The 16,834-nt window shown below is 48.2% G+C and carries 13 protein-coding genes; 5 read left to right on the top strand and 8 right to left on the bottom strand.

Features of this window, described 5'->3' with window-relative positions; genetic code table 11:
- The first annotated feature begins 150 nt into the window (after positions 1 to 150).
- The 4 genes from GY683_RS02060 (at position 151) to GY683_RS02045 (ending at position 7,281) form a co-directional block, all read left to right on the top strand.
- Complete coding sequence (locus GY683_RS02060) at positions 151 to 846, top strand: alpha-ketoglutarate-dependent dioxygenase AlkB (protein ID WP_297287171.1); 696 nt, start codon at positions 151 to 153, stop codon at positions 844 to 846.
- Positions 847 to 1,104: 258 nt separating this feature from the next.
- Positions 1,105 to 3,729, top strand: coding sequence for a bifunctional aconitate hydratase 2/2-methylisocitrate dehydratase (locus tag GY683_RS02055; protein ID WP_297287172.1), 2,625 nt, complete (start codon positions 1,105 to 1,107; stop codon positions 3,727 to 3,729).
- A gap of 454 nt (positions 3,730 to 4,183) precedes the next feature.
- Positions 4,184 to 5,560 (top strand): diaminobutyrate--2-oxoglutarate transaminase, encoded by a 1,377-nt coding sequence (locus GY683_RS02050; RefSeq protein ID WP_297287170.1) that lies wholly within the window; start codon positions 4,184 to 4,186, stop codon positions 5,558 to 5,560.
- A 176-nt stretch (positions 5,561 to 5,736) separates the two neighbouring features.
- The gene (locus GY683_RS02045; RefSeq protein WP_297287169.1) at positions 5,737 to 7,281 is read left to right on the top strand and encodes an aspartate aminotransferase family protein; all 1,545 of its coding nucleotides are present in this window, start codon (positions 5,737 to 5,739) and stop codon (positions 7,279 to 7,281) included.
- A 58-nt stretch (positions 7,282 to 7,339) separates the two neighbouring features.
- On the opposite strand, the gene GY683_RS02040 is transcribed toward GY683_RS02045, so the two are convergent.
- From GY683_RS02040 to GY683_RS02010, 7 genes are all read right to left on the bottom strand, one after another.
- Entirely contained in the window at positions 7,340 to 7,909 is a 570-nt protein-coding gene (locus tag GY683_RS02040; protein WP_297287168.1) for a tetratricopeptide repeat protein, read from the bottom strand.
- Between the two features lie 191 nt (positions 7,910 to 8,100).
- Positions 8,101 to 8,718: a methionine biosynthesis protein MetW gene (gene metW / locus GY683_RS02035; RefSeq protein ID WP_297287167.1), complete on the bottom strand. Its 618-nt coding sequence runs from the start codon at positions 8,716 to 8,718 to the stop codon at positions 8,101 to 8,103.
- A gap of 13 nt (positions 8,719 to 8,731) precedes the next feature.
- Positions 8,732 to 9,967: a homoserine O-acetyltransferase gene (locus GY683_RS02030; RefSeq protein ID WP_297287166.1), complete on the bottom strand. Its 1,236-nt coding sequence runs from the start codon at positions 9,965 to 9,967 to the stop codon at positions 8,732 to 8,734.
- A gap of 129 nt (positions 9,968 to 10,096) precedes the next feature.
- Positions 10,097 to 11,542 carry an ABC transporter ATP-binding protein gene (locus GY683_RS02025; RefSeq protein WP_297287165.1) on the bottom strand — a complete coding sequence of 482 codons (1,446 nt, stop codon included), beginning with the start codon at positions 11,540 to 11,542 and terminating at the stop codon, positions 10,097 to 10,099.
- Between the two features lie 2 nt (positions 11,543 to 11,544).
- Positions 11,545 to 12,345, bottom strand: a complete 801-nt coding sequence (locus GY683_RS02020) for an ABC transporter permease (protein ID WP_297287164.1) — start codon at positions 12,343 to 12,345, stop codon at positions 11,545 to 11,547.
- A gap of 45 nt (positions 12,346 to 12,390) precedes the next feature.
- Complete coding sequence (locus GY683_RS02015; RefSeq protein ID WP_297287163.1) at positions 12,391 to 13,326, bottom strand: ABC transporter permease; 936 nt, start codon at positions 13,324 to 13,326, stop codon at positions 12,391 to 12,393.
- Positions 13,327 to 13,423: 97 nt separating this feature from the next.
- Positions 13,424 to 14,989, bottom strand: coding sequence for an ABC transporter substrate-binding protein (locus tag GY683_RS02010; RefSeq protein WP_297287162.1), 1,566 nt, complete (start codon positions 14,987 to 14,989; stop codon positions 13,424 to 13,426).
- A gap of 195 nt (positions 14,990 to 15,184) precedes the next feature.
- On the opposite strand from GY683_RS02010, the gene hemH reads away from it, so the two are divergent.
- Positions 15,185 to 16,147, top strand: a complete 963-nt coding sequence (gene hemH, locus GY683_RS02005) for a ferrochelatase (protein WP_297287161.1) — start codon at positions 15,185 to 15,187, stop codon at positions 16,145 to 16,147.
- 36 nt (positions 16,148 to 16,183) lie between these two features.
- Here hemH and GY683_RS02000 read toward each other — a convergent pair whose 3' ends face one another.
- The gene (locus tag GY683_RS02000; RefSeq protein ID WP_297287160.1) at positions 16,184 to 16,834 is read right to left on the bottom strand and encodes a trimeric intracellular cation channel family protein; all 651 of its coding nucleotides are present in this window, start codon (positions 16,832 to 16,834) and stop codon (positions 16,184 to 16,186) included.

Raw genomic sequence — 16,834 nt, 5'->3', positions numbered from 1 at the left:
ATCAAACCCTTGTCAATAATAAGGTTTTTGGGATGGTAATCCTAGTTGTTGATGGGCGTATTGGCGGAATCATAATGTTCTGATAAAATAAGAAAATCAAAATAAGACGGCGTATTTATAAGTCGGCCCATAACATAATAAAGAGAAATCATGGATTTATTTGCAGGTGATACAATATCCCCAAGCGAGCTGATCGAAGATGGGAAGTTTATCAATACCGACTTTACCGCTTATCTGAACGATGATGGCAAAGGCGTGGTTATTGTGGTGCCATTTGGTAGATTATATTATTCGCCGTGTTATTTTGATAAAAAATTCTGTGATTACTATTTGGCTTATTTATTGGCAGAGGGCAATATCAACTGGCAACAAGACACCATTAATATGTATGATAAAACGCACCCAATTCCCCGCCTGTCGGCATGGTATGGTGATAAGGATTGCCCTTATGCATATTCGGGCATTAGCCTCATGCCAAATGCTTGGACGGACGAGCTTCTCACCATCAATCAGGCGTTATTTGATGTTTGTAAAAGGCGGTTTAATAGCGTGCTTTTAAATCATTATCGTACGGGTGATGATTATATTAGCTGGCATAGCGATGATGAGTCAGAGCTTGGGGCAAATCCTTTGATAGCGTCGGTAAGTTTTGGGCAGACCAGACGATTTTTATTAAGGCTTAAAGACAATCATGCGGTAAAATTAGAATTGCCTTTATATCATGGCAGTCTGCTTGTCATGGCAGGGCAGATTCAGCACCATTGGCAACACAGCATACCCAAGCAAAAGCGAGTGCAGGGCAGTCGGGTAAATTTGACGTTTAGAAACATCAAAATACGCCAATAGCCCAATGCTCCACGTGTCGCCTAAGCCCAAATCACACCCAATGCCAAACCCTGACAAATGGGTGGTATTTTTTAAAAAAATGTTGGTTATGGCAAATATTTTTTTGAAAATATGTCATTTTTCGGTTATCATACAAAGAGTAAATTTGGGCAAGATTGCCTTTAAAATCAACGTCTAGGCACTTGATAATTATTGCAATAATGAAAATCATTGTCAAGCACTTATGACCTACTATCATGGAGAATTGCTATGTCGCAAATGCTAACCGAATACAGAGCCCACGTCGCCGAGCGTGAAGCCTTAGGCGTACCCCCACAGCCATTGACCGACGCACAGACAGCAGATCTGGTAGAACTACTAAAAAACCCACCAGCTGGCGAAGAAGAATATTTGGTTGATCTATTAGAGAACCGCGTACCAGCAGGTGTTGACCAAGCTGCCTACGTTAAAGCTGCTTTCTTGAATGCCATTGTTAAAGGCGAAGCGACTTCACCACTAATCACCAAAGAGCGTGCAGTATATCTACTAGGCACGATGCTTGGCGGTTATAACGTTGCGCCATTGGTTGATCTACTAGACAATGCTGAGCTTGGTGGATTGGCTGCTGAAGCACTGAAGAAGACTCTGCTTGTATTCGATGCTTTCCATGATGTAGAAGAAAAAGCTAAAGCAGGCAACGCCAACGCTAAAGCAGTACTAGAATCATGGGCAGAAGGCGAGTGGTTCACCAGCCGCCCAGACGTGCCTAGCGAGATGACCATTACTGTATTTAAAGTAACTGGCGAGACCAACACAGACGACCTATCTCCAGCTCAAGATGCATGGAGCCGTCCTGACATTCCACTACACGCCAACGCCATGCTAAAAAATGCCAGAGACGGCATTAACCCAGAGAAAAATGGTGAAGTTGGTCCACTAAGCCAAATCAAAGAATTGATTGCCAAGGGTAATCCTGTTGCCTATGTGGGCGACGTTGTGGGTACAGGTTCTAGTCGTAAATCAGCGACTAACTCTGTGTTATGGTTCTTCGGTGACGACATTCCGCACATCCCTAACAAGCGTGACGGCGGTGTGTGTCTGGGTGGTAAGATCGCTCCGATTTTCTTCAACACCATGGAAGACGCAGGCGCGCTACCTATTGAGATCGACGTTGCTGACATGAACATGGGCGACGAAGTTACCCTAAAAATCGACCACGATACCGCAACTGTGACCGCATTCAAAAACGGTTCACAAATCGCTGAGTCTAAACTAAAAACGCCTGTACTACTAGACGAAGTACGTGCTGGCGGTCGTATTAACCTAATCATCGGTCGCAACCTAACAGGTAAGGCGCGTGAAGCGCTAGGTCTAGAGCCATCTACTCTATTCCGCACCCCAGATCAACCTGCTGACACCGGTAAGGGCTTCACCTTAGCTCAAAAAATGGTTGGTCGTGCATGTGGTCTGCCAGAAGGTCAAGGCATCCGCCCAGGCACCTACTGCGAGCCTAAGATGACTACTGTTGGTTCACAAGACACCACAGGTCCGATGACTCGTGACGAGCTAAAAGACTTGGCGTGCCTAGGCTTCTCATCCGACCTAGTGATGCAGTCGTTCTGTCACACCGCAGCTTATCCTAAGCCGATTGACGTGGTAACTCACCACACGCTACCTGATTTCATCATGAACCGTGGCGGTGTGTCTCTACGCCCAGGCGACGGCGTTATCCACTCATGGCTAAATCGCATGCTGCTGCCTGATACCGTAGGTACTGGTGGCGACTCACACACTCGTTTCCCAATCGGTATCTCATTCCCAGCAGGTTCTGGTCTGGTAGCGTTCGCTGCTGCAACTGGAGTTATGCCACTTGACATGCCTGAGTCTGTACTTGTTAAGTTCAAAGGTAAAATGCAACCTGGTATCACACTTCGTGACCTAGTGCATGCTATCCCTTACTATGCAATCCAAGCAGGCGACCTAACTGTTGAGAAAAAAGGTAAGAAAAACATCTTCTCTGGCCGCATCCTAGAGATCGACCTCACCGAGATGGAAAACGACCTAACTGTTGAGCAGGCATTCGAACTATCTGATGCGTCTGCTGAACGTTCAGCTGCCGGCTGTGCGATCACTGTATCAGAAGAGAAAGTGGCTGAATACCTACGCTCTAACATCGTCATGCTAAAATGGATGATCGCTGAAGGCTATGGCGACGCTCGTACCCTAGCTCGTCGTGCTGAGAACATGCAAAAATGGCTAGACAACCCAAGCCTGCTAAAAGCTGACGCTGATGCAGAATACACCAAAGTGTATGAGATCGACCTAGCTGACATCAAAGAGCCAATCCTATGCTGCCCGAACGACCCTGATGATGCTAAGCTACTATCAGAAGTTGCAGGCGATAAGATTGATGAGGTATTCATCGGTTCGTGCATGACCAACATCGGTCACTTCCGCGCCGCAGGTAAGCTTCTGTCTGAAGTGCCAGCAGGCAGCCTGACCACTCGTCTGTGGATCGCGCCACCTACCAAGATGGACGAGAAGCAGCTGATGGATGAAGGTTACTACAACACCTACGCACAAGCAGGTGCACGTACTGAGATGCCTGGCTGTTCACTATGTATGGGTAACCAAGCTCGTATCGCTCCTAACTCTACAGCGGTATCGACCTCTACTCGTAACTTCCCGAACCGTCTGGGTCAAGGTGCGAACGTTTACCTAGCTTCTGCTGAGCTTGCGTCTGTCGCTTCTGTTCTTGGTAAACTGCCAAGCGTTGAAGAGTACATGGCGTACGCAGGTAAGCTTGAGTCTATGGAAGCCGAAGTTTATAACTACCTAAACTTCGACCAAATGAGCGAGTACACCGAGAAATCAGACAAAATCAGCGTAGCACAACTTGCCTAATCTGATTTGATCAAAAAACACCGTCAAGCGATTGGCGGTGTTTTTTTTATTTGGGTGTATTTTAAGCAATCTTTTTAGATTTTAACCATAAAAATCCTTGCCAAATATCCCTTGTGTGTTATAATTTGCCACTTTTTGAATTTTAATGAGTTTACATTTGTTTTTAATTTTCGAAAGTATTGCCGTGCAAGCGGTTGAATTGCCTTATTTTATCTCCATATAGACAGTAGGGTAATTGCTCTTGCAAAACTGGTGTGCAATGGATTTTTCTTAACTATCATTCCTAACTTCATTGAACCACACGCCGAACGTCGCCAAACCTTGTTAAACCCAAATTTTATTGATTAAATTGGGTTTGGGTTTAGGGATGGACATTCATCAAGTCGTCATTATGATTTGTTATTGTCTGTTCATAGGTTTTTCTTTTAACCCTTATCTGAGATGGTAATCCGATATGAGCGTTCATTCTGTAAATCATGCCCCTGTAACTCCCAAAGACGGTGCAACCAACGACTACTACTTGACTCGTCAAAACCAGATGGAGTCAAATGTCCGTAGCTACCCCCGCAAACTCCCCCTAGCCATTGCCAAAGCACAAGGTTGCTGGGTGGTGGACGTAGAAGGCAACGAATACCTTGACTGCCTAGCAGGAGCAGGGACACTTGCCCTAGGACACAATCACCCTGCCACAATCAACGCCATTAAAGACGTGCTAGAAAGCGGTTTGCCACTGCATACCCTTGACATCACCACGCCGATTAAAGACGCATTTACCGAAAAATTGTTGTCATTTTTCCCAAAAGATTTTGTCTTGCAGTTTTGTGGTCCAACAGGGGCGGACGGTACAGAAGCCGCCATTAAACTTGCCAAAACCTACACAGGGCGTGATAATGTCATCGCATTCTCGGGCGGTTATCACGGCATGACGCACGGCTCGCTTGCAATGACAGGTAACTTGTCTGCCAAAGAAAAAGTCGGTAATCTCATGGCGGGCGTACAGTTCATGCCGTATCCGCACGAATACCGTTGTCCGCTTGGGCTTGGCGGTGAAGCTGGCGTGGACGCATTGACTTACTATTTCGAAAACTTCATCGAAGACGTAGAAAGCGGCGTGGTCAAGCCTGCTGCCGTTATCCTAGAAGCCATTCAAGGCGAAGGCGGTGTCGTCCCTGCTCCCAAAAAATGGCTCCAAAAAATCCGTGAAGTTACTGCAAAACATGACATTGTGCTAATCCTAGATGAAGTGCAAGCAGGCTTTGCCCGCTCTGGCAAGATGTTCGCCTTTGAACACGCCGAAATCGTCCCTGATGTGGTCGTGATGTCTAAGGCGGTGGGCGGTGGTTTGCCCCTTGCGGTGCTTGCCATTAACAAAAAATTTGACGCATGGTCGCCAGCAGGTCATACAGGTACTTTCCGTGGCAATCAGCTAGCCATGGCGGCAGGTTATAATGTGTTAGATCAAATCACAAACAACAACCTTGCCGAAAATTCACGCATTCAAGGAGAGTTTTTGCGTGATGAACTGCGTAAAATTGTACAAGAATTCCCCTGTATCGGTCATGTGCGTGGACGTGGTCTCATGACGGGTATTGAGATTGTGGACGAGCGTAAATCCGCCGACCATATGGGGTCATACCCTGCCGACAGTGAGCTTGCGGTCGCTATCCAAAAAGCGTGCTTTGATAATAAGCTGTTATTGGAGCGTGGTGGTCGTGGCGGCACGGTGGTGCGTTTGCTTTGCCCGATTACCATTACTCGTGAAGAGTGTGAAGAGGTCATCACTCGCTTTAAAAAGGCGGTGGGGGAAGCGGTGAAAGCGGTTCGTGGCTAACACCCCCTAATCTAAAAGACCAAATCAGATTGGGTGTTGCCTGATTTGGTTTGGTTTTTTGTTTTAAAAGATAAAATTGGGTGCTATAAATGTCAATGGCGTAGGGGTGAATCACATTCGCCCAAAATGCACATTCATGATAAACATTTAAAACACCAATCAAAAGGAAAAAAATAATGTCAAACCTATCCAAGCACCGCCAAGCCTTATTTTGTAATGACAGTCAATCAATCGCCGATTATGAACGTGCGATGACGGACGCTGTCAAAGCGGTAACGGCATGGCTCCAAAACGACAAAATGTACACAGGCGGTAGCATTAAAGAGCTACGCTCGCAAATCGCCTTTAACCCTGCCAAAGACGGCTTGGGCGTGGATAAGGCGTTGGAGCGGTTGGTGGAGCTGTTTTTAAACAAAAGTTTAAAAGTTCATCATCCCCATTCATTGGCTCATTTGCACTGTCCTACCATGGTAACATCGCAAATTGCCGAAGTGCTGATTAACGCCACCAACCAATCTATGGATTCATGGGATCAGTCGCCAGCAGGCTCGCTTATGGAAGTTCAGCTCATTGACTGGTTACGCCAAAAGGTTGGCTATGGGGCAGGGCAGGCAGGCGTGTTCACATCAGGCGGTACGCAGTCCAACCTTATGGGCGTACTGTTGGCTCGTGATTGGGCGATTAGCAAACATTACCAAGACGACAACGGCAAAGCGTGGTCAGTGCAGCGTGATGGTGTGCCAAACGATGCGATGAAAAAAGTCAAAGTGTTATGCTCGGAAAATGCCCATTTCTCCGTACAAAAAAACATGGCGATGATGGGCATGGGCTTTCAATCAGTGGTTACCGTGCCTGTCAATGACAACGCCCAAATGGATACCAATGCCCTAGCCGACATCATGGCGGACTTGCACGCCAAAGGCAACATTGTGGCGTGTGTCGTGGCAACGGCAGGAACGACCGACGCAGGGGCGATTGATGACATCAAAGCAATCCGCGCCTTGTGCGACAAATTCGGAGCGTGGCTACACGTTGATGCGGCGTGGGGTGGGGCGTTGCTACTGTCCAACGATTACCGCCATATGCTAGACGGCATTGAGCTGACCGATTCGGTAACGCTTGATTTTCATAAGCACTATTTCCAAAGCATTTCTTGCGGTGCGTTCCTGCTAAAAGATGAGCAAAATTACCGCTTTATGCACTATGAAGCCGAGTATCTAAACTCTGCCTATGATGAAGAGCATGGCGTGCCAAACTTGGTGTCAAAATCCTTGCAAACCACTCGCCGATTTGATGCGTTAAAATTGTGGTTCACGGTGGAGGCGTTGGGCGAAGAGCTGTACGGCTCAATGATTGACCACGGGGTAAATCTGACAAAACAGGTGGCGGATTATATTCGCAATACGGACGGTTTGGAATTGCTTGTTGAGCCACAATTTGCGTCTGTGTTGTTCCGTGTCGTACCAACTGGTTATCCTGATGAGTTTATTGATAGCCTAAATCAAAATGTGGCGGACGAGTTGTTTGCCCGTGGGGAAGCGAACATTGGCGTAACTCGTGTGATCGATAGCCGTCAAAATGTGCAATCGTTAAAAATGACGACATTAAGCCCAATCGCCACGCTTGAAAACGTGCAAGCCCTGCTATCGCAAGTGCTGGCAGAAGCCGAGCGTATCAAAGATGATATTAAAAATGGCACTTATACCCCGCCGATTGATTGATTTGTACAAACAAAAAAACCGCTCATTTGAGCGGTTTTTTATGGGTATAAATTAGCAATTAGTGGCTTTGGAACCAGCGATTGGCGCTGTTTTTGGCTTTTTCAATGTCGCTTGATGATAGGTTTAGGGCAAGCTGACCGATCTTGGCTTGAGCTTTACCGCGGATGTTATCGTCTAGCATGCCATCACGGCTAGATAGGTCGTACCATTTGTAGGCGTCAACAAGGCGCTGCTGTCTTTCGTCGATCATCGCTAGGGCATAGCTTGCACGGTTATCGCCTAGGTGTGCCGCACTCTCTAGCCATTTACGACCAGTCGCCATGTCAGCCTTCACGCCTTCACCGCGCAGATACATGATGCCAAGGTTTAGCTGTGCAGGGGCGATGTTTTGCTCGGCGGCACGCGTGTACCAGTAGGCAGCGCGATTGGCGTCTTTTTGTACGCCTTCACCTTTTTGTAGGCGTTTGGCTAAGAAAAACTGCGCGTGATGATTGCCTTGAGAGGCTTGTGAAGTTAGGCTTGCGATGTCCATGGTCTCAAAGCGCGAATTCGATGATGGGTTTTGTGCGCTTGCAAGCGTTGCTGTTCCTAGGATGGTTGAAAGTAAGACGGCTTTTAGGACTTTCATGGTAACTCCACTGATTTTTTAAAATAAAAATGACTTAATGGCTGATAAGTCATAAAAATGGGGTGCTCTAAATATTTAAGCATACCTGAGCTATATTAACATCTTGATTCGATAAACTCAATCAAACAGATGTTACAAAATGGCAAATAAACTTACTAAATTGCATTTCTATGCCTGCTAAGCATATTATTTTAGGTGCGTGCCACGCGAAACACCGCCACATCCGCCAGGAGATTCGGGGCTTTTTTGACTATTTTATCACGGACAAAGGCAGGGATTTTGGGGTTGGGGTTGTCCCACAGGGCGACTGTATCTAAAATGCGAATGTTGTTGTCGTGGCACAGCCGTTCAAAATCCTTAAAGGTGCAAAGATGAATGTTGGGCGTGTTGTACCATTGGTGGGGTAGGGTCTCACTCATCGGCATGATGCCCTTAATGCCAAGATAAATGCGGTTTTGCCAATAGGCAAAGTTTGGAAAGGTGACAATGCCAAATTTGGCAACACGGAGCATGTCGTTTAGCAAGGTTTCAGGATTTTTGACCGCTTGCAAGGCACGAGCCATGACCACAGTATCAAAGCTGTTGTCAGCAAAGCGAGCCAAGCCGTCATTTAGGTCTTGCTCCACGATGTTTAGCCCTTTGGCAATGCCTTCATTGATTTTGTCAGGGTCAATCTCAATGCCATAGCCAAACACGCCCAGACGTTCTTGCAGATGAGCCAATAGTGTGCCGTCCCCACAGCCCAAATCCAGAACCTTTGAGTTGGGTTTTATCCATTTTTCGGCAAGTTGGTGGTCGATGTTGTTCATGAGTTTCCTTATTTTATTGTCTTGCCAATTGTGAAATCTCTTGGGGCGTGATGTCGCCTTGGGTTTGACGTGCGATAATGTGGGCGTTCAAAAAACCCCGAACGGCAGTCGTATAACGTGGAATATCAAACAAAAACGAATCATGCCCGTGCGGTGCGTCCACATTGACAAAGCTCACTCGCTTGTCGTTTGCCATTAAAGCATCCACAATCTCCACCGACCGCTCAGGCGTGAACCGCCAATCGGTCGTAAAGGAGACGATGAGAAATTGGCATTGGGTGCGGGCAAGCGTTTGCTTTAAGGCTTCTTTTTCGTCCAGCTCATCCTTCGTATAATCCCGTGTCGGGTCAAAATAGTCCAAGGCTTTTGTCATGAGTAGATAAGTGTTGGCATCAAAGTTTTTACTAAACCGTTCGCCTTGATAACGCAGGTAGCTTTCTACTTGAAATTCCACATCAAAGCCGTACATGAATTTTCCTGATTTTAAGTCCCGCCCAAATTTGGCTTTCATCGCCTCTTCGGTGATGTAGGTGATATGCCCCACCATGCGAGCGAGTATCAGCCCACGTCTGGGGTAGGTGCCATGTTTGAGGTACCAGCCGTCATGAAAATCGGGGTCAGATAGGATAGACTGGCGAGCGACTTCATTAAAGGCGATGTTTTGGGCGGACAGCTTGGGCGTGCTGGCGATGATGACGGCACGTTCTAGTCGGTCGGGATAATCCACCGACCATTGCAAGGCTTGCATACCGCCCATACTCCCACCGACAATGGCGTGCCATTTAGCAATGCCTAGGCGGTCGGAGAGCATGACTTGGGTTTTTACCCAGTCCTTTATCGTGATAAGCGGAAAATCCGCCCCCCAAATCTCGCCTGTGGCGGGATTAACAGTTGTCGGGCCCGTGGAGCCGTGGCATGAGCCGATGTTGTTTAGGCACACCACAAAAAATCGGCTCGTGTCTATCGCTTTGCCATTGCCAATCAAATTATCCCACCAGCCAGCCTTGGTATCATTCTCGCTGTGATAGCCTGCGGCGTGGTGCGAGCCTGATAGGGCATGGCAGATTAAAATGGCGTTGGACTTGTCGGCATTTAGCTCGCCATAAGTCTCGATGACTAGGTCAAATGACGGCAATACCCGCTCGCATTCTAAGGTCAATGGCTCATCAAAATGCAAGGTTTGAGGTGTTACGATACCGACAGAAGCGGGGTCTAAATGGGGAGGTGTGTTATTATCTTGTTCGCTCACGATCGTTCCGTTCATTGTTGTTTTTGTTAATAAAATAAATAGGTGCCAGCTAGTAACTGACACCTATTTATTTTAGCATAATTTTGACAAAAATTCTTGCCGCTAAAATACCAAACTCTCTACATCGAACTAACGATAATCCGTCAAATCCACCACTGTATCACAATAATGCCGTGTCAAATCGTGGTCGTGGCTCACCATGACGAGCGTGCAGTTTTGGGTGCGACAGGCGTGCGTGAGTAAATCTAATGTGGTTTTTTGGGTAATGGGGTCTAGGCGGTTGGTGACTTCATCGGCAAACAGTAGCACAGGTTTCATCATCAAGGCTCGCATGATGGCAATGCGTTGAAGCTCGCCCCCAGAGACACTCTCGCTTGTACGGTGTAGTAGGTCGGGGTGGAGCTGTAAGGCTTCCATGAGCGGGGCGATTTGTGATTTATCAAGGTTATGGCGTTTGACCACGTCATCGATAAGCGTGCCTAGCGTGATGTTTTGGGCGAAAGCGGACGGTGGGTCTTGGTAGAGTTTTAGCGCTTGGTGGCGTTTGGGCTTGGTGTGCCATGTCATACTCCCTTTGGACGGGGTAATAAGACCGCAAATGGCGTCCCCGAGTGAGCTTTTGCCGATACCGCTATCGCCGATGAGTCCCACCGCTTGCCCTGTGTGGAGTGTGATGTTAAGCCCGCTAAACAGCTCTTTGTTGCCACGACTGATGGCCACGTCTTTTAAGGTCAAAAGGGGTGACTCAGCAGGCGTGATGTCCGCCTTTGTCCATGTGGCAGGGTTGGCACTCATCAGCTCTTTGGCGTAGTCGGATTTGGGATTTTGTAGGACATCGGTGGCTTGCCCTTGCTCTAAGAGCTTACCTTTTTTCATGACCATAAGCAGGTCGTTATCGCCACTTAGACGGTTGGCGACTTCGATGTCATGCGTGATGGTCAAAAGGCAGCCGCCTTGTTTGGCGACTTGGGCGAGCATGTCCACGACAGCGATTTTATTGGTGTGGTCAAGCCCTTTTGTGGGTTCATCGGCGATAACCATGTACGCCCCACTTACGGTGGCAGACGCAAAGGATGCACGTTGTGCCATGCCCCCTGACAGCTCATGGGGGTAGTAGTCTTTGGCGTGGGCTAAGGAGAGTTGCTCTAAGGTGCGTAGGGTGGCGTCTTTGGCGGCAGAGTTATCGGTTCGTTTGACAAAATGCAGACTCTCCCAAATCTGGCGAAACACCGTCATGGTGGGGTCAAGCGAACGCACTGGCTCTTGGGGGAGCATGGTCAAATCACGCCCCCACAGCTTGGCAAATTGATGTTCATCAAGCTCGCCTTGTCCGTCATGGAGCGTTTTGCCGTTGATGAGAATTTGTCCTTTGACTGTCAAGCCCTTAGGCAATGCCCCCATGACCGCTTGAGCAAGCAGGCTTTTGCCCGAGCCTGTCTCACCTAAGATGGTCAAATTTTGCCCCTTTTTTATGCTAAGGCTAATGGGCTCAACTAAGGTAGCACCGTCTGTGGTGTGGACGGATAAGTTATTGATTTGGATTAAAATATCTTGTGATGGTTGGGTGTTTTGCATGACTAGCCGTCCTGTTTGCCTGATAATAATTGAAATGAAAGCACGAGTAAAAACACGGTGATAATCGGCAAAAAGAACACCAAAGGCGCTTCATAATAATAAGGAAACAGTTCGGTCATCATCAGACCCAGCTCGGCGGTCGGTGGTTTAAGACCGACATTGACAAAGCCAAGCGTGGCAAGGGCTAGCACCGCATTACCCGCCCCAAATGCCGAGAGTGTCCACATGACAGGGGCAAGCCGTGGCAGATAGTGGCGTTTGATGATGTACCACAGCCCCATGTCCATGAGTGTACTGGCTTGTACTTCGCTTGATTTGCGTAGGTTTAGGCTCATCGCACGGGTCATCTTAAAAAACTCCACCCACATGACAAGTGATACGCCCAGATACAGTGACCAAAAACTGTTGGGGGCGATAGACGCAAACAGTAGGATAAACAATAAACCAGGCAATGCCATGATACAATCACAGATAAAGTTAAAAAACTTATCCAAAATCCCCCCAAAAATCCCCGCCAGCAAGCCAAACAGTAGCCCAAAGATGAGCGACACCCCCACTGAGCCGACAATGAGCGAAAAAGACAAGCGAATGGCGGACGCCAGTCGCGCCATCATATCACGCCCTAGATGGTCAGTACCAAAGGGGTGTTCGCCACTGGGGGCAGATAGGATAACATCTAGGTTTTGCAGTGCCATGTCATGGGGGCGTACGAGTGGACTACCATAGGCAAAGATGAGGAGTGCCGCCAAGATGATAAGTCCGATAAGCTGAGTGGGGGTTAGGTTTTTTAAGTATTTCATCATAATATTGGCAAATTGATAACGGGGTTTGGCAAATGCTGATAGGGCTTAGTGAGCTTCATAACGGGGGTCAATGTAGCGATTGATGACATCCAAGATGGCGTTTAACACCACGAACAGCCCGCCCATGACCAAAGCCGAGCCTTGTATCATTGGAATGTCTCGGGCTATGATGGCGTGAACTAGGGCGTGACCGATACCCGGCCATGCAAACAGGCTCTCCACGATGACCACGCCTTCGATGAGATAGATGAGCTGCACCCCATGATAGGCGACAATGGGAATGGCAATGTTACGCACGCCATGCCGTCTAAATGCCTGCCAAGGAGTTAGCCCCTTTAATTTGGCAAATTCATAAAACGTAGAATCAAGCACCGCCACTGCCGCATTACGACTGACCCGAATGGACACCGCCGACAGACCCAAGGCGAGTGTGAGAGCAGGCAGGATGTAGTTAATCGGCTTGCCGTAGCCGATGGCAGGTAGCCATTTTAAATGCACCGCAAAAATGGTGATGAGTAGCACGCCAATGATAAAGGCAGGGGCGGAGCGGAGCAGTGTGGCGATAAATAAGGTAAAACGGTCAAAGACCCCATTAGGTCGCAGGGCAGAGAGTATGCCTATCGGTGGGGCGATGATGAGCGAGATAATCAAAGCGACAAAAGCCAACGCCAGCGTGTGCCCAAACTGGTGAGCTATCTCGCCCCACACGCTTACCCCACTGACGAGCGAATTACCCAAATCCAAGCGGAGCAGGTCGCCAAACCATGCTATATACTGCTCATACCATGGCAAATCAAGACCCAGTTCGGCTCGCACTTGGTCGGCAGAGCTTGCCGTTACTTGGTCGTAGCCATAGCGAGACGCAGCGATACGATACGCCATGTCGCCGGGCAGGCTTCGCATAAGAACAAAGGTCAAAGTGCCGACCGACCAGACGACCAAGAGCAGTTGGATAAGCCGTGATGTGAGTAGTTTTAGCATAATGATGTGGTTACCAGAAACTTAGGCATGAAGCGAAAAGAGGGTCAAAAACAAGGCAAAGAGCGATGGTGTGTCGCTCTTTGGGTGTCATGGCGTATTACCATTTAAGCTGATTTAGGTTGTATTTACGCTCAAAGGGGTCAAGCGTCAAGCCTTGTAGCGACTTGTGAGCGGACGCACTTTGTTGGTAGTACACGACAGGAATAAGCGGACGCTCATCTGCCAAAATGGTGGCGACTTGTTTTTTGAGTTCATCTCGCTTGACATTATCGGCTGTGGTGGCGATGTCATGCAAGGCTTGGGTAAGCGTAGAGTTTTGGTAATTCATCACGCCCCAGTCGCTGCCTTGTGGGCTTAGGTCGGATTGTAGTGAAGCCAATGGGTCTGGGGTGTTGCCGTAGTTACGAGCGTACAGAGCCATTTGCAGTGAGCCGTCTTGATGAGCCTTGGGAATTTCTGATGAGTTGGTGATATTAACTTGTAAATCCACGCCGATTTTACGCCATTGGTCTTGCAAGGCGGTGGCGATAAGCGGTAACTCTGGGCGGTCAGAGAAGGTGATGAGCGATATGGTAAAGGGCTTGCCGTCTTTTTGTAGCACGCCATTTGCCCCTTCGGTAAAGCCATTGGCAAGCAGCTTGGCTTTAATGGCAGGATAATTAGGAGTGGATTTTGCCACGCCTGCCTGCCAACCGCCAAACATGGGCGGTAGTAGCTCATACGCCCCCGCGTCGCCAATGCGTAGCACCGATTTGGCAATGGCTTCACGGTCTATGGCATCAGATAGGGCTTGGCGGGTGGTTTTATCGGCAAAGAGCGGGTTGGCGATGTTCATCTTAATGGCGATGGTACGAGCGAGCGTTTGGGTTGCCACTTGTAGGTCGCTGTTGTTTTGTAGGCGTTTTAGACTGGCACTGTCTAGGGTGTACACCAAATGGTCATCGCCACTTTCCACGAGCAGAGTACGGGTCTCACTGCGAGAGTTGGCAAGGTAGTTAATGCGATTGATGTGGGCTTTTTGTCCCCAATAGTCGGCATAAGCGGACTGCTCAATCTTTTGTGGTGGCTCAACCTTATCCGCCCGATACGCCCCTGTGCCGATGATTTTGGTGGCTTGCCCTTTGTCATCAAAAGACGCAGGGGCTAGGATAATGGCGGTGGCGTGTGTCAAATAAGAAGGTAGGGTGGTCAAAGGCTCGGCAAGATTGAATTCTACCGTTTTATCATCAACTGCCTTGATAAGCTCGATATTAGCACTTTCTAGGGCGGTGGGCTTGTTTAGGGCAAGCGTTAGGCTGTTTACCACTTCTTTGGCGGTCATCGGCGTGCCGTCATGGAATTTGACATCATCACGCAACGTAAACACCCATGTTTTGCCGTTGTCTTTTGTTTCCCATTTTTCAGCTAGGGCAGGGATAATCGCTCCCTTGTCGTCCACGTCCACCAGCGTCTCGCCAATACCCATACGTTGATAGACAAAGCCTGACGTACTGGGGTCGGCATTGGTAATTTCCCAAGGGGTAACGACTGTGAGTGTCTTATCGCTCGTGGCAGGCGTGGTGTTGTCTGTGGCGGTAGTCGCCTTGTCTTCATTACCGCAGGCGGTTAAGCTGATGAGAGCGATCACAAGGGCTGTAGGGCGTAGCCAATTGGTGGTTTTCATAAAATTATCCCGTGAGAGTATAAAAAATTTGGCTTATGTTATTCTATAACAAGATAAATTGCAAGCAGAATGTGATGCTACTTAACAATGCAAATAAGAATATTTGTTATCTATGAATGCGTTAATTGATAAAATAAACTGCTATTTTTGCCAAAAAATGTTAAACTAAACCAAATTTTTAAATGATAAACATTCATGAAAACCGCCATTATTCTTGTGAACTTAGGTACGCCAGACGAGCCCACACCTCAAGGTGTACGCCGCTATTTGCGTGAGTTCTTGTCCGACACTCGTGTGATTGAGATTCCGCCATTTATTTGGCAAATCATCTTAAACCTATTCGTATTGACCACGCGTCCCAAGCGAGTGGCTCATGCTTATGAAAGTGTCTGGACAGCAGACGGTTCGCCGCTACTTGCAATCCTAAAACAGCAAGCTGCGCTACTACAAGACAAACTTATCGACAATGGCACGCCAACCCCTGTGTTTCCTGCCACCACGTACGGCAATCCGAACATCAAGCATGTGATGAAGGAGCTTCAAGATAAAGGCTACGATGACTTTATCATCTTCTCACTCTATCCACAGTATTCGGCGACCACCACGGCAGCAGTATTCGACAAGGTGGCGGAATACTGCATGGATAAGCGCAACATGCCTGCCATTCAGTTCACGCGTGATTATCATGATCATCCACTGTACATCAAGGCGTTAGCGGATAGCATTCGTAAGTTCTGGGCGGGGCATGGGCGAGCTGATAAATTGCTAATGAGCTTTCATGGCATTCCTAAGCCTTATGCAGATAAAGGCGATCCCTATGCTGAGCAATGCCGAAAGACCGCCGTGCTGGTTGCCAGTGAGCTAGGGTTGGGCGCTGATGAATGGGCGATAAGTTTTCAGTCGCGTTTCGGCGCGCAAGAATGGCTTAAGCCCTATACCGATGAGCTGCTTGGCGAGTGGGGGGCTAAAGGCATGTCTGTGCAGGTGCTAAGCCCTGCTTTCTCGGCTGATTGCTTGGAGACTCTAGAGGAGCTTGCAGTGGAGAACCGTGATAACTTCATGAATGCAGGCGGTAAATCTTATGAGTATATCCCTGCGCTGAACACCGATGCGCTGCACATTGAGCTGATGGCGGACGTGGTCGGACGATATTTATAACCAAAGAAAACCTGCTAAATTTGGCAGGTTTTTTTATTATGTATCGGAATTTAGGCGGATAGAGGGTAAATGCCAATCAAAGCGAATCGCCAACATCCGCACCCCGAAGATCGTAACGAGTGTCAAAGTGTCCTGAATCGCGTCCGATGCGCCAATTTGCCCAAGCATAAAATAAAGCAACGCGCCCGTGATGCTTGCACTGATGTAGATTTCTTTTTGTAGAACAAGTGGAATCTCGTTACAGATCATGTCGCGCATGATGCCACCGGCGATGCTGGTTAAGACCGCCATCATCACAGCGATCATCGGATGCGCCCCGAGGGTAAGACCGACTTTGAGCCCGATCACGCTAAATGCTGCCAACCCGATCGCATCGAAGAACTTGAGCGTCCAGTCGATTTTTTGATAATAATTAAACAACACCTGACAGATGAGCGAAGTTAATGTAATCACAATGACATAATTCAAATCGGTCATCCAAAATAGCGGATGGCGGTCGAGCATGACATCACGAATCGTACCGCCGCCGATAGCATTCACCATGGACACCAAGATACAACCAAAAAAATCAAATTTCTTATGAAGCGCAAGCGTCGTGCCTGCGATCGCACACGCCACCACGCCCACCATGTCCAGCAGGTAAATCATAAAATCAGGCGTGATGCTCTCAAAGATAATATTCATCAT

Source organism: Moraxella sp., from assembly GCF_024227015.1.
GTDB lineage: Bacteria > Pseudomonadota > Gammaproteobacteria > Pseudomonadales > Moraxellaceae > Moraxella.
Note: the sequence above shows the minus strand (reverse complement) of the source record. Positions and strands in the feature narration are given on the sequence as shown.